Here is a 23,931-nt window from a genome sequence, read left to right on the forward strand (position 1 = left end):
TGCTTGCTCACCTATTTTCTATGATAATTTGTTTTGATGTATTTATTTTACAGTCAACGGGATATACATGTAAGGTAGGTAAAAATTTTATTGAGGTGGAAAATAAATGGATTTAGTTGAAATTAAGCAAGAGCTTGACAAAATGGCTACTCGTTTAGCTGATTTTAGGGGGTCTCTTTGACCTCGATACGAAGCAAGCTCGAATAGATGAGTTGGAAGAATTAATGGCAGCACCATCCTTTTGGGATGATCAACAAGCGGCTCAAACTGTCATAAATGAAGCAAATGGCTTAAAGGACTTAGTTAACAAGTTTACAGAGCTAAATGAGACATTTGAAAATCTCGAAGTGACTCATGAACTTGTCAAAGAAGAGCCAGATGATGAGTTACAAAAAGAGCTTGAAAATGAATGTAAAGCATTAACGAAGGACTTAAATACATTTGAATTAGAGCTGTTATTAAGTGAACCGTATGACAAAAATAATGCGATTTTAGAGCTGCATCCAGGTGCGGGTGGTACTGAATCACAAGATTGGGGTTCAATGCTATTGCGCATGTACACACGATGGGCAGAGCGAAGAGGTTACAAAGTAGAAACCTTGGATTATTTACCTGGAGATGAAGCTGGTATTAAAAGTGTCACACTGTTAATTAAAGGGCATAATGCATACGGTTATTTAAAAGCAGAAAAAGGTGTTCACCGTCTCGTTCGAATCTCACCTTTTGATTCGTCAGGACGTCGACATACTTCATTCGTATCATGCGAAGTCATGCCAGAGTTTAATGAAGACATTGAAATTGACATTCGTACTGAAGATTTGAAAATAGACACGTACCGTGCAAGTGGGGCGGGTGGTCAGCACGTCAATACGACAGATTCGGCAGTAAGGATTACTCATACTCCAACGAACGTTGTTGTTACGTGCCAATCAGAGCGTTCACAAATTAAAAACCGTGATCGAGCGATGAAAATGCTAAAAGCAAAGCTCTATCAAAAGAAAATTGAAGAACAACAAGAGCAGCTTGCTGAAATTCGTGGTGAGCAAAAGGAGATCGGCTGGGGAAGCCAAATTCGTTCTTACGTATTCCATCCGTATTCTCTCGTAAAAGATCACCGTACAAATACTGAAGTAGGTAATGTACAAGGTGTGATGGATGGTGAGCTTGATTCATTCATAGATTCGTACCTTCGTTCAAAACTTAACTAAACAGATGTTGCCCCATTCAATATGAGTGGGGTTTTTGTGTATCTTATTATGTGCTTACTACTTAGGGAAGTAAATCTTCTTATTTGGACAGTAAACCAAAAGTTCGGCAAGTAAATCTTCTTATTTGGACAGTAAACCAAAAGTACGGCAAGTAAATCTTCACATTTGGACAGTAAACCAAAGTATATGGCAAGTAAACCCTCCCATTTGGACAGTAAACAGGAAAGTATGAAAAATAAAAGCATACAAATGGACAATCACAAACATGTTCAACAAATAAATTATAGCTTTTGCACAATATACAGAACATATAACGTGAATATCATGCAAAGTGAACGATGAACGATAAATCGTATATAAACAAATCAATTTGACACAAAAAACTACTATACATAAGAATCAGATTCAATTAATGTCTCCGAACTCCCTGCTCCATCTCTTGTTATTTCCTATGTGTTAAATAATTTTTCATTTTTTACCACTTATAAGATAATTCTTCAAACAAAAAATAAGCAATAAGTTCCTTCAATTGTTTACTCCTTTAACACGTTATATGGTTAGCATTTACACTATATTTCCACCATGCTATACTCTCATAGGCAATTAGTAAAATTGTCTACATGACTTTTAGAATTGTGTTTAAAAAGGTGGAGAAAAAAGGATGAAGAAACGAAGCCGTAAGAGTCAAGCATTGGACCCGAAAATAATTGCAACATTAGACATATTTTATATACTGATTGGATCGGCTATTGTTGCTCTTGCTTTTAACTTGTTTTTACTACCCAACAATGTTGCCTCTGGTGGGGTAAGTGGGATTAGTACGATTACAAAAGAGATGTTTGGATGGAAGCCTGCTTATGTACAATGGGCATTCAATGTTCCATTATTTATCGCTGGCGTCATGTTGCTCGGTCGTAAATTTGGAATGAAAACATTAATTGGTACAGTATTTTTGCCGTTTGTTGTTTATTTATCGGAAAACCTCGAGCCTGCTACGCAAAATCCTCTACTAGGAGCTTTGTTCGGAGGAATGGGTGTCGGACTAGGGTTAGGAATCGTTTTTCGTGGACAAGCATCAACAGGTGGAACAGATTTAGCTGCGCAAATTTTTCACAAGTATACTGGTATTTCACTTGGAACATGCGTCGCATTTATTGACGGTTTAATCGTTATTACAGCAGCAATTGTATTTGATATTGAGAGTGGTTTATATGCAATTATCGCATTATTTGTTACGAGTAAAACGATCAATTTCATACAAGTTGGGTTCGGCTATTCAAAAATGGCAATGATTATTACAAATGAGCAAGAGGAAGTACGCAGTAAAATATTGCATGAACTAGATCGAGGAGTGACAAAGCTGTCAGCTTTTGGAGGCTATACAGATGACGAAAAACCAATTCTTATGTGTGTTGTCAATCAAACAGAGTTCACTAAATTGAAACAATTGGTTAAAAGTATTGATACATCAGCATTTGTCGTTGCTATGGATGCCACTGAGGTCCTTGGTGAGGGTTTTAAAAGGGCTTAAATTGGGTATAATAAAGTTATATTTTACTAATTTCAGACATGAGGGGGAATCGCAAATGAAAATGAAATTACTTGCATTATTGATGGGTACATCTCTTGTATTAGCTGCTTGTGGTGGTGGCGGAGATGAAGCTACAGAACCAAAAGAAGAGGCTGAAACTACACCAACTGAAGAAACAGAAACAGAAACAGGAGATACAGGTGCAGTGAATGTTGCTGCAGCAGAAGATGTTTATAAACAAAGCTGTGCTGGTTGTCACGGTGGAAATTTAGAAGGCGGATTTGGACCACAGCTAGAGAATATTGGCAGTAAGCTTTCACAAGCAGACATTGAAGATATCATTGCGAATGGTCAAGGTTCTATGAGTGGTGGAATCATTACTGGCGATGATGCAGTAAATGTTGCAGCATGGTTAGCTGAGAAAAAATAAGTAAAAATTAGCTTTTACATAAAAGTCATTCCATTAACATGGTTTGGCTTTTTTTTATTTGTATTCTATAAAAAAATAGCCAAATTATGCTTTCCTCTAGTACATTTTCTTCCTCATTTTTTTAAGTATTTAATTTCTCCTACTCAAAGATTTTCTGTAAAACAATGCTAATCGTAGAGCTTTAATCATCTCAAAAAAATATCATTTTTCTCCATTTTATTAGCCATTTTTTAAATAGCGATATTAAGCTCTATTTTTTTATCTTCTTTGACAATGTTCACGTGTAATTGAGTGAGTTTTATGGGTCCTTTTGAAATATAACTGTAATAATTTTTTGTCCTAAATAGTCTATCTTTGATGTTATAATGGATACTGTGAATGTAAAATTATTGGATTTATCCATATAATTTGTCAAAAAACAGACTAACACGAGTGGTTTTTACATAAAATGACAAAATTTAGGTGATATTAAATGATAGAAATGCAGGATGTGTATAAAACTTATCCTAACGGTGTCCTAGCGATTAACGGGATTAGCGTGAAAATTAATGAAGGTGAATTTGTTTATGTCGTTGGTCCTAGTGGTGCAGGGAAATCAACGTTTATTAAAATGATGTACCGTGAAGAAAAGCCATCAAATGGTTCAATTATGATAAATGGAATCAATTTATCAAGCCTTAAAGAAAAAAAGGTTCCTTTGTTACGAAGGCATATAGGAGTAGTCTTTCAAGATTTTAAACTTCTTCCTAAGCTTACTGTATATGAAAATGTGGCATTTGCTTTAGAAGTAATAGAAGAAAACCCAAAATACATAAAACGAAGAGTGATGGGAGTATTAGATTTAGTACGCCTGAAGCATAAGGCTCGTTTTAAGCCAGATGAATTATCTGGTGGGGAGCAGCAGCGTGTATCTATTGCCCGTTCCATCGTTAACTCTCCAAAAATAATGATAGCAGATGAACCTACGGGGAACCTTGACCCAGATACAGCGTGGGAAATCATGGACATATTTGAGGAAATTAATAATAGGGGAACGACAATTTTGATGGCGACTCATAATAGTGAGATCGTAAACAAAATTAAAAAACGAGTTATTGCAATTGAAAATGGCAAAATTGCCCGTGATGAAATGAGAGGGGAGTATGGTTATGAAATTTAGTACTCTCAAAAGGCATACACGGGAAAGCGTTAAAAACCTAGGAAGAAACGGGTGGATGACCTTTGCTTCTATCAGTGCAGTGACTGTTACGTTGTTATTAGTAGGTGTTTTCCTTGTTATTATGATGAATATGTATCACTTTACTCAATTGATTGAAGAAGATGTAGAAATACGTGTGTTCATTGATACTGTAGCTACTGGTGATGAGGTAAAGGAGTTAGAAAAGAATATTGATAAAATAGCTGAAGTTAAATCTATTACCTTCGTATCAAAGGATGAAGAGCTTGATAGCTTAGTAGAAAGTCTCGGACCAGTCCTTGATATGCTCAAAGGTGATAATAATCCTTTATCTGATGTTTATGTCGTGAAAACGAATCAACCGATTGAAGTAAATGAAGTAGCAAAAAAAATAGAAGATTTCTCAGCAGTCGCACAGGTTGATTATGGTGAAGAAGTTGTAGACAACCTATTTAAAATATTTAATGTATCACGAAATATAGGGTTTGGTTTAGTCATCGGACTATTATTTACCGCAATGTTTTTGATCTCAAATACGATAAAAATTACGATTGTAGCACGTAGAAGTGAGATAGAAATTATGAAATTAGTTGGCGCAACTAATTCATTTATTCGCTGGCCATTTTTCTTAGAAGGGTTATGGCTTGGAGTATTAGGTGCAATATTACCTATATCTATCATTCTAACAGCCTATTATTATTTACATGAAAATGCACAGCCGATGCTATCTGCTGATTTTCTACAAATGCTCCCATTTTACCCATTTGCACTGCAAATTGCTTTAATACTCATTTTGATTGGTGCGTGTATCGGTGTTTGGGGTAGTTTAATGTCCGTTCGAAAATTCTTAAAAGTATAGATAAAGAGATAACAAAAAATGAACTTAGTGTGTGAAAGAAAGAGATAATGAAAACTCAATGTTTGGAGGAATAAGACTTTGAAGCCTTTCAAATCAAAGCTATTATTACTTGGAGTTTCAGTTACAGTTGGGCTTAGTGGATTATTAGTCACTTCGGATAAAGATGCTGCTTTCGCAGTAACAACTCAAGAAATTGAAGATAAGAAAAACGAAATTAAAAATATCCAAAGTAAGAAAAGTCAAGTTGCTGGTGAAATTACTGATGCAGAAAAGGAAGTTGAAGAATTACAACAGGAACAAGCTGTGTTACTTGATGAAATTAGACGATTAGATATTGCCGTAGCAGAAACAAATGAACAAATTACTGCAAAGCAAGCTGAGATTGAACAGAAAAAGCAAGAAATCGAAGTATTAAAAGGTAAAATAGCTGATTTGAAAGAACGAATTGAAGCAAGAGATGAGCTTATAAAAAATCGTGCTCGTTCCTTACAAGAAGGAGGAGGAGCAGTTAGTTATTTAGAAGTTTTGCTTGGTGCAAAAGACTTTGGTGATTTGATTGGACGCATGAGTGCGGTAGCTAAAATTGTTAAAGCAGATAAAGAAATTTTACGTGCACATGAAGCGGACAAGCAATTGAAGGAAGAAGAGGAAGCAAATCTTACTCAACAAAAGGAAGATTTAGAAAAAATACTAGGTGAATTAGAAACATTACAGGCTGAACTTATGCAAAAATCACAAGAAAAAGAAGCATTTATGGAACAGTTAAGGGATAAAGAAGAAGAGATAGAAAGAGAGATTCTTTCAAAAGAGGAAGAACAAGAGATTCTTGCAAAGCAAGAGCAGGCAGAAAAAAATCTGCTAAAAGCATTGGAGGAAGAGCTTTCGAGACAGAATAGTGGCTCTTCAGCAGGATCTGGAACATTTATTAAACCAGCTGCAGGATCTTTTACATCTGGCTTTGGGGCACGCTGGGGATCAACACATTTTGGGGTAGATATTGCAAAAGGCGGAACAGTGCCTATAGTAGCATCAGCTGACGGGTATGTATTCAGATCATATTATTCTACTAGCTATGGTAATGTTGTATTTTTATTGCATGATATTGGTGGACAAACATATACGACTGTTTATGCACATATGAGTAGTCGATCAGTATCTGAAGGACAAGTTGTACCCCAAGGGCAGCAAATTGGTGTGATGGGTAACACTGGGTTTTCCTTTGGTCAGCATCTTCATTTTGAAATACATAAAGGCTATTGGAATGCATCAAAATCAAATGCTGTAAACCCTAGAGATTATATTAACTAAAGACTTATTATACAAATATTTACATCGTAAAGTGCTGTAAGAGGTATATATATTTAAGCTAGCTATTCTTTTTACAATAACAGTTAAGCTTATAAAAAATACCATACTAATGATGTGTTCAGACCATATAATAGAATTTGTTAATTAACCTGAGGTAGTCTGTGTAGAAAAGACCGTAAGTGCTCATGTCACTTACGGTCTTTCTTTAGCATTGCTTTTTAGTATACATCATCGGTAGATTCATATAGAATAAGAAACAAACGGTAAGCTACATTACAGAAAATTCAAGTTAACATAGGTACAATATACCTGTTCATACGGGTTGAAAGTCTTAGTTTTGATGTGCTTTATTCACATAATGACGGTGATCTATGTCTAATAGCTCTTCAGATAGTTTCAGCCTGTATTTGTTCACTTCAGAGTTGGTTAACTTAAAACACGTCTCCTTCAAGAAGCACAGCCTTCATAAGAAATGATTTCAGAATTTGGTGGTAGTCATAGTGATCACAAGCGCATTCAAGAGGTGTAGCTATTAAGGTGTAAATCAAATGCAAAGGAGTGAAAAATTTGTCTCAAGCGATAAATAATAATAAGCTTTTACAAGCAAAAAATGTTATGGAGCTACAAAAAAAAGAAATGACTGAATTTTTAAATAATGCTGATGGCATTGTCGAATCATCCAATAACTTAACGTACCTTTCAAACGATATTAATAACCAAGTAAATGAGGCAGCCCAGTATGCTGAAGATGGCACTCAAACAGTTGTCCGTACAGTTGAAGAGATGAACAGTATTCAACAATCTTCTACGGAGTTATTAACAAAGGTTGAAACGCTGGCTGGATTATCTCATCATTTAACTGAGATGATTAAATCATTACAAAATATTTCTTCGCAAACGAATCTTTTAGCTTTAAATGCCTCCATAGAAGCAGCCCGTGCTGGTGCTGAAGGGAGAGGATTTGATGTCGTCGCTAAGGAAATTCGTAAGCTATCTGAAGAAAGCGCCAAAGCAACAAAACAGGCGCAAACTTCAATTTCATCTATCTTATCTGAGATTCAAGATATTAGTGACCTTTCAAAGGATGGACAACATAAGATAGGAACAGGGATTCAAAGTGTTCAAACATCAAAAGAGTTATTCGATTCAATCCATTCAGCGATCTCAGTTGTAGCTAACCAAAAAGAAGAGCTAAGGAATGTAACTGAAGAGATCAATCAAATGAGTCAAAAGGCTAACACGATAAGTCAAAGTATTTCTGAAAATAGAAAAGTTATTGCAATAGGTTTAGATTCAGCCATAAGTGTACATAGTTAACTAGCCATAAGATAACTGGTGGAACGACAAGCAATACATAAGGTGATGGACCATATCGGTTAACGACAGTTCTCATGCCATGCATACATACAACAGGCGCATTTAACATGAACGTCCATCCAGCAACTGCTGCCACCATTTTCTCAGCAAATGTCCATTTCTTAAAACATAAATGTACGATTAGGATGCTTAAAATAGCAATAATAACTGTCTTTATGACAATTAAATACAATATGGATAGTGAAAACATTGTATGGTCTATCATAACTGATCGATAAATATTTAAGATAATAAATCCATATAAGCTAATTGTGCCGAGCTTTTGATATTGCTCGGTTTTCTTCTTATACAAGTGCATGTCCTTCTTTAATAAAAGCAAACCATTACATAGACCAATGAACATACCGAGTACAAAGTCATATACAAAAGGAATGTGAGGGAATAAATCGTATTTGAATGCAGCAACGATCATAGCTGTTATTGCTAATAAATATGCACTCTCCTTCGTAAAAGGGATATGTAATTTCTCTTTCTTTCCTATATACCTATCTTGTAAGTTATCTTTACTATAAAACTGTCTGCTCAACAGTAAAAATATTGGCGTGATGAAAAAGACAAGCAACATCTGAATCGAACACCAATAAGATACGCGTGTTAAATCATCTTCAGAAACAAATGTGCTCACAAGTTCAATGTTAAAAGCAAACATAATAGAACTAAAAACCCATGTGTCAGTGCCACTAAATAAATATGAAAGGACATTCAAAAGGGTAATCAGTAAGGCACAAATGATGATTAGAGCAACTAGTCTAGATATGTATTTTCTATTAAGGACCGGAGCCATTTGCATACCAATCGAAAAAAGAAATGCTGTTACCATAATTCTTTCTAACTCTAAAGGGAAAGTTAAAGGGTCGTTGAAAAATGCTGAAATTATAAACATTAGTACACTTCCGATGAACGGGATAGATACGAAATAATTTTGGAGTCCGTACTTTATAACTATGCTTTCACTTAATTTCATGACTAAGATAAGAAGAATGATCGATACTACTATCAACATAAACACTCCATATAATTGCTCTTATATCATAGCTACTCTCGCATTGTGTTGTTAGTGTAAAAAAACATATACAACTGTAGATCGTGACACTTTTGCTCTTCAGTCGGATATAACCGTAGCAACAAAGTATACGAAAAGAGCTTAAACAATAGAAATAAGGCAATGTGAATTATTAAATCATCTTCAGCAACTGTATAATATAAATGACTATAATTCAGTAAGCGACCTTACATCCTATTCTCATGAGCTGTAAATGGAGGAATTGATAAACTATATTTTAGAGTGTAGAGCACGATATTTAGTATTTATATGTAAATATATGGATTAATTACGATAGGATTTGAAAAAAGAGTTGGAAAGCTTTAAACTATATATAACGACATAAAATGAAATAGTTATTCATATAGTTGCTGTAAAGGCATCGCACTACTATCGTGTGATGCCTTTGCTACAATGTTTTAATAAACATGTAAGATCATACGTTATTTTGGTTACGCTTAATAGTGTGTGTTCAAATGGAAAGTTGGACATCATGATATAATAGTGAGTGTGAAGTTAAGGGGGAACGTAGTTGTGAGTCGAAAAACAGCAGTAATTTTGATCGTTATATCGATGCTACTAGGAGCTGGAGGTACTTACGCTGGAGTAAAGTATGTTGATGATGATCAACCAGTCATTCAGTCGGATCAGTTGACTAGTGTAGAAGACAAAGCTGTTCAGCAAGAAGTCACCAAAGATGAAGAGGATTTTACAAAAGTTGAAGAAGTGTTTGAATTAATTAAAAATCGTTATGTAGAACAAATTGATGACTCGGAGTTGATTGAAGGAGCCATCGAAGGCATGATTGAAACGTTAGAAGATCCGTTTTCATCATATATGGATAAAGAGACAGCTGACCAATTTAATCAGTCACTTTCATCATCATTTGAAGGAATTGGTGCAGAGGTAAGTATGGAAGATGGCATTCTTACAATTGTAACACCTTTTAAAAATTCACCTGCCGAAAAAGCAGGGCTAAAGTCTAAAGATAAAGTTATTAAAGTTGATGGTGAAAGTATAGAAGGCTTAGATTTATTTGAAGCAGTGTTAAAAATTCGTGGAGAAAAAGGCACGACCGTCGTTTTAGAGGTAATTCGAGAAGGTGTTTCTGACACTATAACTTTTGACGTTGTGAGAGATGAAATACCTATTGAAACAGTCTATTCATCTGTGAAAGAATACGCAGGGAAAAGCTTAGGATATATTCAAATTACTTCTTTTTCTGAAGACACGGATGAAGATTTCGAGCAACAGCTAGAACAGCTTGAAAAACAAAATATAGATGGTCTTGTTGTTGATGTTCGTGGAAATGGTGGAGGTTATTTAGATAGTGTCGAGAAAATGTTAAAGCAATTAGTTACGAAAGATAAGCCATATGTACAAATTGAAGACCGCAATGGTGAGAAGCTACGTAGTTCTTCATCATTAAAGGAACAGAAGCCATATCCAATCGTAGCTCTAATTAATGAAGGAAGTGCCTCTGCATCAGAAATCTTTGCTGTGGCGTTAAAAGAAGCAGGTGGTTACGATATTTTAGGGGAAACATCATTCGGAAAAGGAACAGTTCAACAGGCGATTCCGATGGATGATGGAAGCAGTGTAAAGCTTACACAATTTAAATGGTTAACACCAGATGGAAACTGGATTCATGAAAAAGGTGTGGAGCCAACTATTGAAGTGAAGCAACCAGCTTATTTTTACACAAATCCAATCCAGTTTGAAGAAGATTTAGCCTATGATATGAATTCTGAACAAATTAAAAATATTCAAATCATGTTAAAAGGACTAGGCTTCGACCCAGGCCGTGAAGATGGCTATTTCGGGAAAGAAACTGAAACAGCTGTATCGAAGTTTCAGCAAGAGAATAACATTGAAGCTACGGGAGTTATAAATCAAGAAACAGCAACACAAATAGAAGATAGAATTATTGAGGAAATCGGTAAAGAAGAAAATGATGCTCAATTAAAGGCAGCATTGGAACAACTGACAAAATAAGTTGCAAAGGTCTGACACTACAATCAAATTCTGTGTAAATATCTTTTTAGAGATGCTATACATGGTATGATTGTGTGGCAGACCTTTTTTTATTTATTTTCTTGTTTCTTCATGTGAATTTTTGTAGTAGACAAGATTGTCAGTCCACTCATCGAATTCAAAGATAAACCCTTTCCTTATACATTCAAATTCCATACCTACTCTTTTGGCTAATTGAATGGATGGTGTATTATCAGTATTAATATGGGCTTCAATACGATGGAATTTTAAATCTCTGAAGGCCATATTAAGTGCTTCATTTACAGCCTCCTTACCATAGCCTTTCCGCCAATGATGATTATGAATCGTATAACCAATTCTACCCCATTGAAAAGTATCTCTTGCTAAAGTGGAAAAATCAATCATGCCTATATGTGTACCTGCTTCTTTCAGGAAAATACCGAATATGTACACTTGATCACTCAATGCTAATTCTTGATGCCTTTCTACTAAGTTGTTAAACCACTCACGTGTACACATACTCACATCAATTTTTCCTTCGTCATGCCTATGTTGAGATTGGAGTCTATTGTTAAATTCGTTAAGCCAGTTTTCGTAATCTTCTTGTGCTAATGGTCTTATGACTAATCTTGTTGATGCCGAAGCAGTATTAAATTGCTGCAAATAAACACCCCTAAATACTTTATATTTTTTTCATACTTAAATATACAACTAGTGCTATTTTCGTAAACTTTGTTGCTACTGTTATCAAATTAGTTCCAAAAAGTGGTTTGATATTGTTAGTTATCGATGTACAGAAGAAAAGATGCCACGAACTCTAGTTGTGTATATATTTATTTCTTAATACGAAAACAACAGTCAATGCGAAAACAGCCTTTATAAAACGCTTATTAAGCTTTATGTAACTAATTTACTTTAGTAAACAAAGAGGTAAGAGCTAACGAGCTAACTCATTTGCTAGATCACACACACAATCATGTAAACTACTAAATAAATTCGTATTTGATGTAATATTCATAGATGCAAATTATGTATTCACATCATATCATGAAAGGTCAAGCAGAGGTTAATATTGAACATATCCTTTTTTCCAACAATTTGATAAAATAATAGATAACTAATTGTACGTATTTTATAGATAACAGAGGGGGTGGCTTAGTGGTAGAAGAGTGGGTACTAGAGTTCCTTAAAGCGATTGGTCGCTTTTTCCTTCATCCATTAACATATTATTTCATTGCATATACATTACTAATCGGCTTTATCCGTGTGAAGAAAGAACGTCGTGATTTCCATGTTCGTATTTATGATTCTTTTCATGAGCTTCGATCCTTATTCTCAGTCGGTTTATTTGCCGGAGCAATTCTTTCAATCGTCACAATCGGGGTAGGAATTGTTCTAACATTAGAAACTATTGTTATCGTGGCAATAATTACTTTGATATTAAGCTTTATGATCACACCTAGATTGTTAACACCTGCAAATGTGTTAGGCTTAACATTTTTTTCTTTAATATTATTACCTAAATTAGACTTGAATGATTTTGCTATGTTGTCATTTTCGTCAGACCAGTTGTGGACAAGCCTGTCAGGATTAGCCATTCTACTCGCATTATTTATGATAATCGAAGGTTTTTTAATATGGAAAAAAGGTGGGGTAGGAACGTCGCCTTACTTGAAAAAAAGTAAGCGTGGACTACAAGTAGGGGCACATAAAGCACAACGAATTTGGATGTTGCCTGTACTATTTCTATTACCGGGTGAAGTTATTACTACTCAAATACCTTGGTGGCCTGTTTTTTCTATAGGACAAACTGAGTATGCTTTATGTTTCGTTCCTTTTGTCATCGGCTTTTCAATGCATATTCAAGGTATTCATCCAACTGAAATGATCCAACAAACTGGTAAACGCGTCTTATTTCTCAGTTTGATTGTAGCTACTGCTGCTATTAGTAGTATTTGGCTACCTGTATTTGCAACGATTGCTGTATTCATTGCGATACTAGGAAGAGAAATGATTGCCATTCAACAACGGTTGAATGATGACTCCTATCCTTTTTATTTTTCACAGCGTGATCACGGTCTTGTTGTGTTAGCTATTATCTCCCAGTCTCCAGCAGAAACGATGGCAATTCAAGTTGGAGAAATGATTACGAAAGTAAATGGTGTAGCTGTTCGATCAGTTGAAGAATTTTACGAAGCTATACAAAAAAATAGTGCTTTTTGTAAGCTTGAAGTCATTGATGTGAATGGTCAGGTACGCTTTACACAAAGAGCGTTATACGATGGCGAGCATCATGAGCTGGGCATACTCTTCGTCCAAGATGATAAGAAATGGGATAATGAAGCGGTATAAAGTTGAAAAAAGGTTCCACTCGTCATTTGTTTTTTAAAAGAAGGCCATGTCATATGACTGTTGAGTATGCGTCTATTTTAGGAACTATAGCAACAAAGTTTACGAAAAGAGCCTAACTGAAAGATAAAGAAAAGAGGGGCGTTAATAAACGCTCCTCTTTACAATAATTGCATTTCAGTCATACAAGTTTGATCAGTTTTGTAAGTAGAAAAACTACTTTCTGCCATTTTTCCGTCATGAGTTATTCTAACTTCGTATTCTTTGTCACGTGGTAACCACATGTCAATAAAGCCATTTTCTCCAGACACCATTGTTTCCTCAATGATAATATTTCCTGATGCATCTACAATTACAACATCAAATTGCTCATTCGCTAGTTCACCTTGGCAGCCAGTCAAGCTATGATTTGTACATGGGTGTGTATTCTTTACGTATGGTGCAAATGAAACAAAGAATTCATCATCTGGTAAATCATACTCGTGTTTCTCTCCGCTAGTTTCCTCTACAATGAGTTGTTCAGATGTAATAGATGCATTTTCCGCGTCAATGTTACCTATGCTGTAGTCATTTACTAAATCTTTAATAGATTGTGGATCCATTTCTTGTTGAGATTGTGTCTGTGTATTTTCTTCACTGCAGCCTACTAACAAAAACGCGGTTGAGAGGACTACAAATATACTTTTTAATTTCATTAAAATACACCCCTTATTAGTTTCTACATGGTATTATACAGTATTTATTGTTAATTAGATAAAAAGAAAAATGTTTATCACTGAAATGTCATAATTCGTTTCACAATGTTCTTAAAGTGTTGCATTGGTGCTTTGAATATGAATGAACGATATGTAGTTTAGTACGAGGCACATAACAGCTCTAGCCATACGAACATGACAAGAAAGTTAGCAAGCAAAACTAAGCGATAGCTAAGTATTGTTGTCATCGGATGAAGAAATTTCGGTTGGCTACTTTAAGCATATATGTAATGTCTTCGTGTTTTAAGTTGGATGTTAACAAAATGTTTTAAGAATCTGCAAAGTTTCTCAATTTTTTTAAAAGATAATAGCAGTAAATAAATGAAGGAGGGAAAACGATGAAAAACAAAATAATGGTCGGCATACTAACTGTAAGCTTAGCAATTGGAGCTGGTACTACTGCTTTGGCATATGGTGGTCAATCAAGTAATTCAATGATTAATTACGAGAAAATGAATAACTTGGATTTGAACGAAAATAACTTTGAATGGGCTGAAATGAAAGAATACATGGAGGAAGTACATCCCGAACTCGGGGAAGAAGATTTACAAGAAATGTATAACTCTTGTCATGGTGAAAGCTCAGAGGTATTAACAAATTCAACATTATGATTGAAGAAGTAGCCGAAGGTTGAGCACAAATTGTTGTTATGGGCTATGAAAAATGGCGTATCCTCATTATTTAGGTATACGCCTATTTATGATAATAATTTTGCAGAAAAAAGCCTATTGGCTTTATTGATTAATGTTAATTGTGTTCATTACAAGACACTCACACTCAAGTTTGACTGTTTTTATCCATACTACTGGTGTTCGTTTGTTGTTTATAAAAGCTTGTTGTAAGTACATAGCCTAAAAAAATAATAGCATACAGACTAAGATTATTTTTCCAGCTAAAATACTGTAAATCAAAAAAGATAGGGTACCTTGGGCGATAAAAGTAACTTATAATTACAATAAACAATGCTGGTATTCCTAGAAACGTTAGCTTTTCAATAAGTACTTTCCATTTACCTCGATTTTTGCTCTCTTTGTATAGAGTTGGTAACCCTATCACTATACCAAATATCAGATTAGATAAGACGAATAGAGACGAATACATATAATACGAAATCGCAAATAATTTAGAACTTTCTTCTAACCAACTATCAAAACTACTTTTAAAATACCAGAATATAAAAAATAATAGTGTAAAGATCATATATTCCTTTATTTTGCTAAATGATATCACGTTTGTCACCTTCTCATTAAATATTATTATGAAAAATAAGTCGCAATGATTTATATTATAGGTGTCCAAAAACCTAGTTTTCACTGGTCATGTTGGCTAGCTCTCATTTACATATAAATGAAGCTAAGTTGATTCACATTTATTATATGTACTAAAAATAATGCATTTCGTGGAAGTTGTCCATAGATTACTTTATTGTCCAAATGAGCACGGTTACTATCCAACTACTTGCTTTTACTGTCCGAATAACTGCTTTTACTGTCGAAATATTACCTTTTACTGTCCGAATAGCTGCTTTTACTGTCGGAAAATCACCTTTTACTGTCCGAATAACTGTTTTTATTGTCCAACAACTGTCTCACAACAAAAACAGGCTTCTCTTCGCGAAACAAAAGAGAAGCCGCTATATCTCTCCAATCCAAGTAAATGTTACTGTTTGCTCGTCACCATCAAAGATAGTGACCTCCGTCGTGTCTCCAATTGCTTTTCATCCAGGTTTACCTTAAACCACTCATACAGCTAGTACATTAGTTAATTCCAACTAATTTTTTATATTCATTTTTCGTCATCCGAGGAGAAACATTTAAGCGGTTTAATAGGTATGGATTATCTCCCTTTTTTACAAATCCTCGTTTAGTTGTAAAAGCCATTTTGAACCCTTCCTCCATCACAACTTTTACGACATCTTCATTATATTGGCCAAAAGGATAGGCAAAATAAGCCGTCTCCAAGATTGATTTATTCAATCGCAAATCTTTTTGTACTTCGTCAAGGGACTTAGTCACTAAGAAACTTTTCTGTCCCTTTAGCCGGTGCATTTTATGTGTGTGTGCGCAAACGGTAAAAACATCACTCATGTTTTCAATCATTTGAGTACTCATAAATTGATATTTTGTAGCTTTTGGATTATATGGTTCCGCTTCATTCGGGGAACGACTAGTTATAATAAATAAGTTCCCAAGTTGGTTATTGGCTTTTAATGTTGGATAAACATATTCATTAACAGATTGTAACCCATCATCAAATGTCAATGCGACGACTTTTCCAGGTAAATTGGTCGTACCATTTAGAAAACCTTCTAAATCTTTGAGTGAAATTGTTTCAACTTCTTCCTCATTTAATATAGCCATTTGCTGATAAAATTCATGAGGAGAAATTGTATTAGGATTACTTAGGTCAAGATTATCTTCATCATGTGAAAAATGGTGGTACATTAATATTGGAATACCGTCATCAACCTCGACGTCTTCCTTTTGTACATAACCGATCTTACCTGCTATCTTCACCCCATAATAATCGTTTGACTCAGACATGATAGGATATCTTAAGTTTTGAGATATCGTTGCGATAGGATGAAGAGAGTCTGATGGTTGTTCATATATGTTCGTCTCTTTTATTGTAATAAACATATTGTTTGTGTTTTTTGTAGCCTTCAATACGTATGGTTCTTCATTAACAATGACATCTGTTTTTCTTACATATCCATAGCCATTACCAAAGGAAATTTGCCACCATTCATTGCCATAATCACGTAGTATCTTGAATGTATGTCCATTTTGTAAATACCCTACAATGGTGAATTCTTCCTTTCTATTATCGTACACAGGAGTATAAGCGCTAATAGGCTCTATTATGTTCGTTTGTTGGATTGCTTTTGTAGATGTATAACCAACACTCATAACAGATCGTTCTTTGTCTATAACGAATGCAAAAAGCAAAAATAATCCTGCTATGACACTTAAGGATGTAAAAATCATTTTATAACTTTTCATGTTTTCCCCTTGTTCCAATGATGTTTAATTTTTGTTAGTAATATGGGTAAATAAAATACTATAAATTTAGACAATTTAAGAGCTATAAGTATATGAGATCATTTACTTAGTTACTAATCCTTTTTGATATTAGTATAGATGTCCAAATTATTTCAATGGTATGTATATCCAATCGTAGTTTTGTAGCTAGGTTATGTCGAAGAGGGAATAATTACATGTTGTTGTACGATATATAATAAATGAAAGGGGTAATGAGTTTAGTTGTTATTTGTAGACCGTTTTTACATAGATAGTTGCTTTTCGTATTAAGGTCTGAACACGTTACATATTGAGTTCATGTCAGCCTTTCTTCTGTAATCAATAGTAGCTGTATAAAACGACTGCATGTCGTTCATCATTTGTAAACAACAGCAACATATTTTACGAAAATAGCCTATCTAAAGCTCTTTTCATAATCTTTCTTACCATTGTATTTAAGATAGCATATCTAGAAATGTTCGATTAGTAGTAGTTAAACGAGGATAAGATGTAGGAGTATTAATTATAAAACAATAATAATATAATAATAAATAATAAATATTTATTGATAAACGATATGTAATATATTAGGATATACTATATGAATGATAAGTGAATGATAAATTAGCGAGGTGTTTATTATGAAGAAAGTAACTACACTATTGTTGAAAATAGCCATTTGTATGATAGGAGTTACGGTACTAGCTTTATGTATAGATTGGCTACCTTGGCAAGCGAATGTGCTTGAGGCGATGTATCCAGAGTTTACCCATTTAAAATACCCTCTGTTAATCGGTATCTATATGACAGCCATTCCATTTTTCTTTGCTCTGTACCAAGCTTTAAAACTACTAAGCTTTATTGACAAAAACAAAGTTTTTTCCAATTTATCTGTAAAATCTTTAAATTATATAACTTATTGCGCAATCACTATATGTATCTTATATGTGATAGGTTTTATCATTTTACACTCACAAAATGCAGAGAATCCAGGTATCTTAATACTCGGCTGGGCTATTACGTTTGTATCATTCGTAATAGCGACTTTTGCGGTGGTGCTTAAAAAACTCTTACAAAATGCCATACATTTGAAAGCAGAAAACGATTTAACAGTTTGAGGTGATGAAAATGGCGATTATCATCAACATCGATGTCATGTTAGCGAAAAGAAAAATGAGTGTCACAGAACTATCTCAAAAAGTGGGAATTACAATGGCTAACCTATCTATTTTAAAAAATGGGAAGGCAAAAGCTATTCGATTTTCAACTTTAGAAGCGATATGTAAGGCTTTAGAATGTCAGCCAGGTGATATTTTAGAATACAAAAGTGAGGAATAGTGAGATTTTTGACAAGCCCCTAAGTGAAAATAAACTAAGGAAAAGTAACACATGCCTTGCTGTCAGGGTAAGGAATATTATCGTTTGCAGGAGTCTCATACCTTAAGGGTAGAGCGGAGTGGTGATCGTTTTCGAAGGCTGGCAGAGCGTTTAGTATTTTTATGCTGTAGATGCAATCCACAACTGCCTAATTTCTCTACGTTAAATGGTGAATTTTATCTAAGGATTGATATTAGGCTTTCTTACGTGAAATGATTAATAGCGCTAGGGAAATCTCCCAGCGCTAGAAGTGTTACTGTTGTACTACTTGTTATGAAGAAGCTGCTTTATTCGATTTTGGAAAGACTGAATATGAAAGTGAGATTACCGCATCAAGTATTAGAATGATCATCCAAATTCTGCTTAGGTTATTTACACTTGCGTTGTTAAATGGGAAAGTAGCATTTTTATTGTTTAGCCAAACTGTAAATAGTTGTTCGATACTGTTAATATTAACAATTTCATCTGACAGACCATAAGAAATGAATAATATGATATGTACAATAGCAAAAATAAGAAAATGAGAAAAAAATTGTTTTCGTTGAATTTTGGCATGAGCTTTACCATATTGCACTTTAGCTGGTTTAGCTTGAGGGGTAGGTTCTCCTTTCCAAAGAGCAACTTTTTGTTGAATAATTGCATCTAATTTTTGTGCATCTGCTTTACCGTATGTGAGAGCGTAGACGATAATAACTAAAATAATGATTTGATAGCTCGTAAATTCTCCTGTTTTTAAATAATCAAAAAACCCCATTGCTGCAATCCATAAATCATTGATGATAAAAATGAAAAACAACAGCATGCCCAGCTTTTTTAACCCAAACCAATAGCGAACAGTCAAAAATGATATCATAAACACCCAAAAGAAGATTTCAGCAATAATTAAAAAAATCCATTTATGTTCTAGCACGAAATCCATAACGAACTTCTCCTCCTAATTTTTTTAAGAGTTTTAGGCCCTCACCTCAATATGTAAGGTCCTTTCAATATTAACCTTAACTAACTTTTTCTATTGTCATATTAGGCCAAAGCAGTAGCTATTACAGCAATACCATTAAAGCAACCATGAATGATCATAGCTGGTATGACCGACCCTGTCCGTTCGTACGTCCATGAAAAAACGAGTCCACTTACAAAAGTGATTGGCAACACATTATATGTTGGAATGTGAACGAGCATAAAAATTAATGAGCTAACCGTCATCCCGCTATATATCCCCCATTTGCCCCTTAGCCATTTATAAATAAACCCCCGATAAAAAATCTCTTCATAAATAGGAGAAATTACAGTAGCTGATACAAATCCAATGATAAAGTTAATAGGGGTAACCTGCGATTGAATACTAGCTGTTTTACTATTTTCATAGCTAACTCCAAACCATGACATAACAAATATTATAAAGACGCCAACAAAGATTAAAAGTATTATCCAAAGTATAATCCATGTCAAATATTGAATTGGAAACGATCGTATACCGATATCCTTCCATGTTAAATGATGTGGTTTTAATGATAATATATAAATACTATATAAAAAACATATTGCCATAATTAGCCCAGTGAGGGTGCCTACATATAGATCGTTTGCTAATATATTATTTATATATCCATGTAATAAATATTCAATAAGAATGGGAACAACAACGAATGCTACTATAAGTGCTCCTATGAATTCCTTCCATGTCCATACTTCATTTTTTAAATTGAATCTTTTAAATTGTATACTTTCCATAAATGAATCCTCCAAATTAATGTATGTTTTAGCTAAGAATGGTTAATGACTTCGATATGAATAAATTCCATATGATACAATTATTGTAAAAGGTGACGTAACGTCACCTGCAAGTACTTTTTTCGTAACGTGTTTTTATACGATATTGTCATGAATAGATGGCAGTTTCTTAACAATCATTGTGAAAACAACTTTTTGTAAGGCTTTATTCAGAAATTTTGTTGATATAGTTCCTAAAATAGAAGATAAAAAGGCCGTTTTACTCAACATTCAACATTTTATAGAAGAAAAGATGACCTGAAGTCTTGTTGCTTTACGTGTTTATTTCTTAGTATGAAATACAACATCCTATACGAAAATAACTCTTTGTAAAAAATAGATATGTATCACCTAAGGGTTTTTAGAAAGTTGTTTTTCTAAATATAGGGGTAGTTCATTGTGAAATAATTTCATCGATTGTGCTTGCTAATAGGGGGGATAAAAGTGTCATATTATTCAACGGGTGACGCTTCAAAGAAGCTTCATCTTTCCGTACGAACGCTTCGCTATTATGATCAAATTGGACTCGTCGAACCGACGATTAAAGAAGACAACGGTCGACGTCTTTATTCAGAGCAAGATATGCTTAAGCTAGAAAAGATCACAATACTGAAAGCTCTTTCACTTTCTCTAGATGACATTAAAAAAGTTCTAGATCAAATCACTGTTCAAGACATTTTAGCTGTCCATAAAAGGTCATTAGAGAACAAAATTCTTGAGCTACAAGGGTCGTTAAATCATACAACGACAATTTTAAATAGTATAAGAGTAGAACAGCAATTAAATTGGGAGGTTTTGTTACCACTAATAGATGAATATCAACATCGTAAGTCAACAGAACAGAAAGAAATGATTTGGAAGGAGCTTTTTAATGAAAAGGAAGTTGATGCACTCTCAAATAACCTTCCAAAAATGGGTGAGGACGATGAGCAAACTACGAAGTGGATTAACATTATTAGGAGAGTAGAGCTATGTTTGACAAACAGCATAAAACCAGAAGCTGAAGAAGGTCAACTCATTGCAGAAGATATATTATTACTGTCGAAAGAAACCTTTCATGGTGACGAAGGACTGGAACTGAAATTTTGGGAAGTTCGCAAATCAAAGGAGAAATCTCAAAAGCTAGGACTATACCCGATTAATGATGAAGTTGTTAAGTTTATCGAACAAGCTATTGATTATATTTTAGAAGAAAATTACATATGAAACTGCTAGACAAAGTCATCAAAATCATAAAAAGGAGAGATAAGATGGATTTCAAAGAGCTGCAGGAAAGTTGTTTAACAAAACGAGGTGCTTATGAAGATTTTCCATTTGGGGATGATGCACATGTGATGAAGGTAGGAACTAAAATGTTTGCTATCTTGTCTCTAGGAGAAACCCACCCTGCCATTAGCTTAAAATGTGAGCCAGATGTTAATGAAATACTTCGTGAGCAATATCCCGCCATTAAACCAGGTTATCATTTAAACAAACGACATTGGAATACAATTACTGTTGATGGCACAGTACCAACTAAACAAATCTTACATATGATTGATAGATCTTATGAGTTAGTGTTTAACAGTTTAAGAAAGGCTGAAAAGGCAGAAATTAATGAAAAAATTAATTAAAAGCTGTTTTCGCAAAACAGGAACACAGCTTCAATTACATTAATTACGAAGGTCAATCACATCAAAACGTCCTTTACCTATTTCATTTGATTACATAACTAAAATACGTAAACTTTGTTGTTATAGATAATACTCAACAGTCATCGTTTTATAGAAGAGAAGGTGTACGAGTTAATTTATAGTACGTAAACAACAATCTATGCGAAAATAGCAAAACAAAAAAACATTTACATATAATTGAAATGCAACGTATAATAAAAGTGAGTAATCACTCATTAAAAATGGAGGGATACAACGTGGATAATGATACTTGTATTTCAGTTAGTCATGTAACTAAGAGGTTTGGTAAAAAAGCTGCTCTACAAGATGTAACATTTGATATTTCCTTCGGAGAGTTTTTTGGCTTACTAGGTCCATCTGGAGCTGGAAAAACAACACTTGTAAAAATGATAGGTGGAATAGATGAAGTAACTGAAGGATCGATCTCGGTTTTACACACTAAGATGCCTAATTTAAAGATGATGAATAAAATCGGTTTTATGGCACAATCAGATGCGTTATATAATGAACTAACAGCATTTGAAAACATTGATTTTTTTGCAACGATTTATGGTTTAAAAGGGAAGGCAAAGCAACAAAGAATTGATAAAGTATTAGAGCTTGTCAACCTGCTACCAGAAAAGAAAAAACCTGTTCACCAGTTTTCTGGAGGTATGAAGCGGCGGTTATCACTTGCTATTGCTATTGTTCATGAGCCAGAAGTTTTATTATTAGATGAGCCGACTGTTGGGATTGATCCTATCTTAAGACAATCGCTTTGGGATGAATTAAGAAGATTAAAAGATAACGGGAAAACAATCATCGTAACAACACATGTCATGGATGAAGCAGAGAAGTGTTCTCGCCTTGGTATGATTCGAGAAGGGTGCTTAATCGGACTTGGTACACCAGAGGAATTAAAAGCGCAAACGAGTGCTAACACTCTAGAAGAAGCCTTTTTAACATTCGGGGGTGTAAGAGCATGAGAATAAGAGCGATGGTAATTCGAATTATTCGTCAGTTCTTGGGAGATAAAAGAACGATAGGTCTCATGTTGGTAGCCCCTATGTTTATTTTATGGTTAATGTCGCTAGTATTTGATGGGAATGAATACACACCTACAATAGGGATGGTTGATGTCCCTGATATGTTGTTAGAGCAACTAGATGAGGAGAATGTTGAGCTACTTTCGATAAATTTAGAAGAAGCAGAAGAAAAACTAACTGAGCAAGAAATAGATGCGTTTATCATTATGGATCAGAATGTACCTCACATTAGCCTTGAAGGTAGTGATCCGACTGTTAATAAAGCGGTTTTATTATCAATACAACAAGCATTTCAACAGCTTGAAAACGAGCAACAAGCGTTAATAAAGCCTGAATTCACATATTTACATGGTTCAGAGGAGATGGCTCTCTTTGATAACATTGGTCCGTTTCTAATCGGTTATTTTGCATTTTTCTTCGTATTCTTAATTGCAGGTGTCTCTTTCTTACGAGAAAGAACGAGTGGTACGTTAGATCGTATATTATCTACACCGCTCAAACGATGGGAAATGGTTATAGGTTACGCTTTAGGATACGGTATATTCACAACCGTTCAAGCGACTATCATTGTGTTCTTCTCGATAGAAATTCTTGATATTATTATGGTTGGATCCATATGGTATGTGTTACTCATTACCTTTCTACTGTCATTAACTGCACTAACTTTAGGAACATTCTTGTCTGCATTTGCTAATAACGAATTACAGATGATCCAATTTATCCCGCTAGTTATTATCCCACAGGTGTTCTTTTCTGGATTATTCCATTTGGAAACAATGGCACCGTGGTTACAGTCATTAAGTGTAATTATGCCGATGACGTATGGTGGGGATGCTATGAGAGACATTATGATCCGTGGTGGAGGCTGGGCTGATATACAAATTGACGTATTCGTCTTGCTTGGATTTTCTTTATTATTTATGGTATTAAATGTAGTAGCTTTAAAGAAGCATAGAAGATTATAACAGTATAAAAAGCTGGGGTTTCAAAATGGTAATAGAAGAGAGCAAAGCTAGCAGATGTAAGGAGTTAATC

Annotated in this window: 23 protein-coding genes; 17 read left to right on the forward strand and 6 right to left on the reverse strand. The window is 34.4% G+C overall.

The genetic code is table 11. From position 1 onward, the window contains the following. Positions 1-106 precede the first annotated feature (106 nt). The 7 genes from prfB (at position 107) to SLH52_RS01575 (ending at position 7,830) form a co-directional block, all read left to right on the forward strand. Positions 107-1,208 (forward strand): peptide chain release factor 2 gene (prfB, locus tag SLH52_RS01545; RefSeq protein WP_320207543.1). Its coding sequence is split into 2 segments (ribosomal slippage): positions 107-178 and positions 180-1,208, totalling 1,101 coding nucleotides; the frame shifts between segments, so codons are not numbered across the junction. Between the two features lie 661 nt (positions 1,209-1,869). Next, positions 1,870-2,739 (forward strand): YitT family protein, encoded by an 870-nt coding sequence (locus SLH52_RS01550; RefSeq protein ID WP_320207544.1) that lies wholly within the window; start codon positions 1,870-1,872, stop codon positions 2,737-2,739. A 55-nt stretch (positions 2,740-2,794) separates the two neighbouring features. Further along, positions 2,795-3,169 (forward strand): cytochrome c551, encoded by a 375-nt coding sequence (gene cccB / locus SLH52_RS01555; RefSeq protein ID WP_320207545.1) that lies wholly within the window; start codon positions 2,795-2,797, stop codon positions 3,167-3,169. A 472-nt stretch (positions 3,170-3,641) separates the two neighbouring features. Further along, on the forward strand, positions 3,642-4,328 hold the full coding sequence (gene ftsE / locus SLH52_RS01560; RefSeq protein ID WP_320207546.1) for a cell division ATP-binding protein FtsE: 687 nt from the start codon (positions 3,642-3,644) through the stop codon (positions 4,326-4,328). Further along, positions 4,318-5,205: a permease-like cell division protein FtsX gene (ftsX, locus tag SLH52_RS01565; RefSeq protein WP_320207547.1), complete on the forward strand. Its 888-nt coding sequence runs from the start codon at positions 4,318-4,320 to the stop codon at positions 5,203-5,205. Before ftsE ends, ftsX begins: the two co-directional genes overlap by 11 nt. A 78-nt stretch (positions 5,206-5,283) precedes the next feature. Continuing rightward, positions 5,284-6,513 (forward strand): murein hydrolase activator EnvC family protein, encoded by a 1,230-nt coding sequence (locus SLH52_RS01570; RefSeq protein ID WP_320207548.1) that lies wholly within the window; start codon positions 5,284-5,286, stop codon positions 6,511-6,513. 567 nt (positions 6,514-7,080) lie between these two features. Beyond that, a complete protein-coding gene (locus tag SLH52_RS01575) occupies positions 7,081-7,830 on the forward strand; it encodes a methyl-accepting chemotaxis protein (RefSeq protein WP_320207549.1) in 750 nt (249 codons plus the stop codon). Here SLH52_RS01575 and SLH52_RS01580 read toward each other — a convergent pair. Further along, positions 7,787-8,890: a hypothetical protein gene (locus SLH52_RS01580; protein WP_320207550.1), complete on the reverse strand. Its 1,104-nt coding sequence runs from the start codon at positions 8,888-8,890 to the stop codon at positions 7,787-7,789. The two genes, SLH52_RS01575 and SLH52_RS01580, sit on opposite strands and share 44 nt — an antisense overlap. A 576-nt stretch (positions 8,891-9,466) precedes the next feature. Here SLH52_RS01580 and SLH52_RS01585 point away from each other — a divergent pair. Further along, positions 9,467-10,927, forward strand: coding sequence for a S41 family peptidase (locus tag SLH52_RS01585; RefSeq protein ID WP_320207551.1), 1,461 nt, complete (start codon positions 9,467-9,469; stop codon positions 10,925-10,927). A gap of 93 nt (positions 10,928-11,020) precedes the next feature. On the opposite strand, the gene SLH52_RS01590 is transcribed toward SLH52_RS01585, so the two are convergent. Next, positions 11,021-11,590: a GNAT family N-acetyltransferase gene (locus tag SLH52_RS01590; RefSeq protein WP_320207552.1), complete on the reverse strand. Its 570-nt coding sequence runs from the start codon at positions 11,588-11,590 to the stop codon at positions 11,021-11,023. Between the two features lie 495 nt (positions 11,591-12,085). Here SLH52_RS01590 and SLH52_RS01595 point away from each other — a divergent pair, with 495 nt between their 5' ends. Then, positions 12,086-13,279, forward strand: a complete 1,194-nt coding sequence (locus tag SLH52_RS01595; RefSeq protein WP_320207553.1) for a PDZ domain-containing protein — start codon at positions 12,086-12,088, stop codon at positions 13,277-13,279. 158 nt (positions 13,280-13,437) lie between these two features. On the opposite strand, the gene SLH52_RS01600 is transcribed toward SLH52_RS01595, so the two are convergent. Next, complete coding sequence (locus SLH52_RS01600; RefSeq protein WP_320207554.1) at positions 13,438-13,971, reverse strand: CueP family metal-binding protein; 534 nt, start codon at positions 13,969-13,971, stop codon at positions 13,438-13,440. A gap of 398 nt (positions 13,972-14,369) precedes the next feature. On the opposite strand from SLH52_RS01600, the gene SLH52_RS01605 reads away from it, so the two are divergent. Both SLH52_RS01605 and SLH52_RS01610 read left to right on the forward strand, forming a co-directional pair. Next, positions 14,370-14,642, forward strand: coding sequence for a hypothetical protein (locus SLH52_RS01605; RefSeq protein WP_320207555.1), 273 nt, complete (start codon positions 14,370-14,372; stop codon positions 14,640-14,642). Positions 14,643-15,437: 795 nt separating this feature from the next. Continuing rightward, positions 15,438-15,767, forward strand: a complete 330-nt coding sequence (locus SLH52_RS01610; protein WP_320207556.1) for a hypothetical protein — start codon at positions 15,438-15,440, stop codon at positions 15,765-15,767. 21 nt (positions 15,768-15,788) lie between these two features. On the opposite strand, the gene SLH52_RS01615 is transcribed toward SLH52_RS01610, so the two are convergent. Beyond that, positions 15,789-17,033, reverse strand: a complete 1,245-nt coding sequence (locus SLH52_RS01615; protein WP_320207557.1) for a polysaccharide deacetylase family protein — start codon at positions 17,031-17,033, stop codon at positions 15,789-15,791. 659 nt (positions 17,034-17,692) lie between these two features. Here SLH52_RS01615 and SLH52_RS01620 point away from each other — a divergent pair. Both SLH52_RS01620 and SLH52_RS01625 read left to right on the forward strand, forming a co-directional pair. Further along, positions 17,693-18,169, forward strand: coding sequence for a DUF2975 domain-containing protein (locus tag SLH52_RS01620; RefSeq protein WP_320207558.1), 477 nt, complete (start codon positions 17,693-17,695; stop codon positions 18,167-18,169). Positions 18,170-18,179: 10 nt separating this feature from the next. After that, entirely contained in the window at positions 18,180-18,389 is a 210-nt protein-coding gene (locus SLH52_RS01625) for a helix-turn-helix transcriptional regulator (RefSeq protein ID WP_320207559.1), read from the forward strand. A 310-nt stretch (positions 18,390-18,699) separates the two neighbouring features. Here the strand turns inward: SLH52_RS01625 and SLH52_RS01630 are convergent, their stop codons facing one another. Further along, complete coding sequence (locus tag SLH52_RS01630; protein WP_320207560.1) at positions 18,700-19,347, reverse strand: hypothetical protein; 648 nt, start codon at positions 19,345-19,347, stop codon at positions 18,700-18,702. A gap of 101 nt (positions 19,348-19,448) precedes the next feature. Next, positions 19,449-20,159, reverse strand: a complete 711-nt coding sequence (locus SLH52_RS01635) for a type II CAAX endopeptidase family protein (protein ID WP_320207561.1) — start codon at positions 20,157-20,159, stop codon at positions 19,449-19,451. A 483-nt stretch (positions 20,160-20,642) separates the two neighbouring features. Here SLH52_RS01635 and SLH52_RS01640 point away from each other — a divergent pair, with 483 nt between their 5' ends. From SLH52_RS01640 to SLH52_RS01655, 4 genes are all read left to right on the forward strand, one after another. Further along, complete coding sequence (locus SLH52_RS01640; RefSeq protein WP_320207562.1) at positions 20,643-21,404, forward strand: MerR family transcriptional regulator; 762 nt, start codon at positions 20,643-20,645, stop codon at positions 21,402-21,404. Between the two features lie 44 nt (positions 21,405-21,448). Further along, positions 21,449-21,811, forward strand: coding sequence for an MmcQ/YjbR family DNA-binding protein (locus tag SLH52_RS01645; protein ID WP_320207563.1), 363 nt, complete (start codon positions 21,449-21,451; stop codon positions 21,809-21,811). 296 nt (positions 21,812-22,107) lie between these two features. After that, positions 22,108-22,836 (forward strand): ABC transporter ATP-binding protein, encoded by a 729-nt coding sequence (locus SLH52_RS01650; protein ID WP_320207564.1) that lies wholly within the window; start codon positions 22,108-22,110, stop codon positions 22,834-22,836. Then, the gene (locus SLH52_RS01655; protein ID WP_320207565.1) at positions 22,833-23,861 is read left to right on the forward strand and encodes an ABC transporter permease; all 1,029 of its coding nucleotides are present in this window, start codon (positions 22,833-22,835) and stop codon (positions 23,859-23,861) included. Before SLH52_RS01650 ends, SLH52_RS01655 begins: the two co-directional genes overlap by 4 nt. Positions 23,862-23,931: the final 70 nt, after the last annotated feature.

Origin of the sequence: Cytobacillus sp. IB215665, from assembly GCF_033963835.1 — a bacterium.
Taxonomy (GTDB): domain Bacteria; phylum Bacillota; class Bacilli; order Bacillales; family SM2101; genus Nanhaiella.

Bases quoted from the DNA above. Each gene is read 5' to 3' on its own strand.
- SLH52_RS01550 (WP_320207544.1), top strand. From the start codon at position 1,870: ATGAAGAAACGAAGCCGTAAGAGTCAAGCATTGGACCCGAAAATAATT.
- cccB (WP_320207545.1), top strand. From the start codon at position 2,795: ATGAAAATGAAATTACTTGCATTATTGATGGGTACATCTCTTGTATTA.
- ftsE (WP_320207546.1), top strand. From the start codon at position 3,642: ATGATAGAAATGCAGGATGTGTATAAAACTTATCCTAACGGTGTCCTA.
- ftsX (WP_320207547.1), top strand. From the start codon at position 4,318: ATGAAATTTAGTACTCTCAAAAGGCATACACGGGAAAGCGTTAAAAAC.
- SLH52_RS01600 (WP_320207554.1), bottom strand. From the start codon at position 13,971: ATGAAATTAAAAAGTATATTTGTAGTCCTCTCAACCGCGTTTTTGTTA.
- SLH52_RS01605 (WP_320207555.1), top strand. From the start codon at position 14,370: ATGAAAAACAAAATAATGGTCGGCATACTAACTGTAAGCTTAGCAATT.
- SLH52_RS01615 (WP_320207557.1), bottom strand. From the start codon at position 17,033: ATGAAAAGTTATAAAATGATTTTTACATCCTTAAGTGTCATAGCAGGA.
- SLH52_RS01620 (WP_320207558.1), top strand. From the start codon at position 17,693: ATGAAGAAAGTAACTACACTATTGTTGAAAATAGCCATTTGTATGATA.
- SLH52_RS01625 (WP_320207559.1), top strand. From the start codon at position 18,180: ATGGCGATTATCATCAACATCGATGTCATGTTAGCGAAAAGAAAAATG.
- SLH52_RS01630 (WP_320207560.1), bottom strand. From the start codon at position 19,347: ATGGATTTCGTGCTAGAACATAAATGGATTTTTTTAATTATTGCTGAA.
- SLH52_RS01635 (WP_320207561.1), bottom strand. From the start codon at position 20,159: ATGGAAAGTATACAATTTAAAAGATTCAATTTAAAAAATGAAGTATGG.
- SLH52_RS01645 (WP_320207563.1), top strand. From the start codon at position 21,449: ATGGATTTCAAAGAGCTGCAGGAAAGTTGTTTAACAAAACGAGGTGCT.
- SLH52_RS01655 (WP_320207565.1), top strand. From the start codon at position 22,833: ATGAGAATAAGAGCGATGGTAATTCGAATTATTCGTCAGTTCTTGGGA.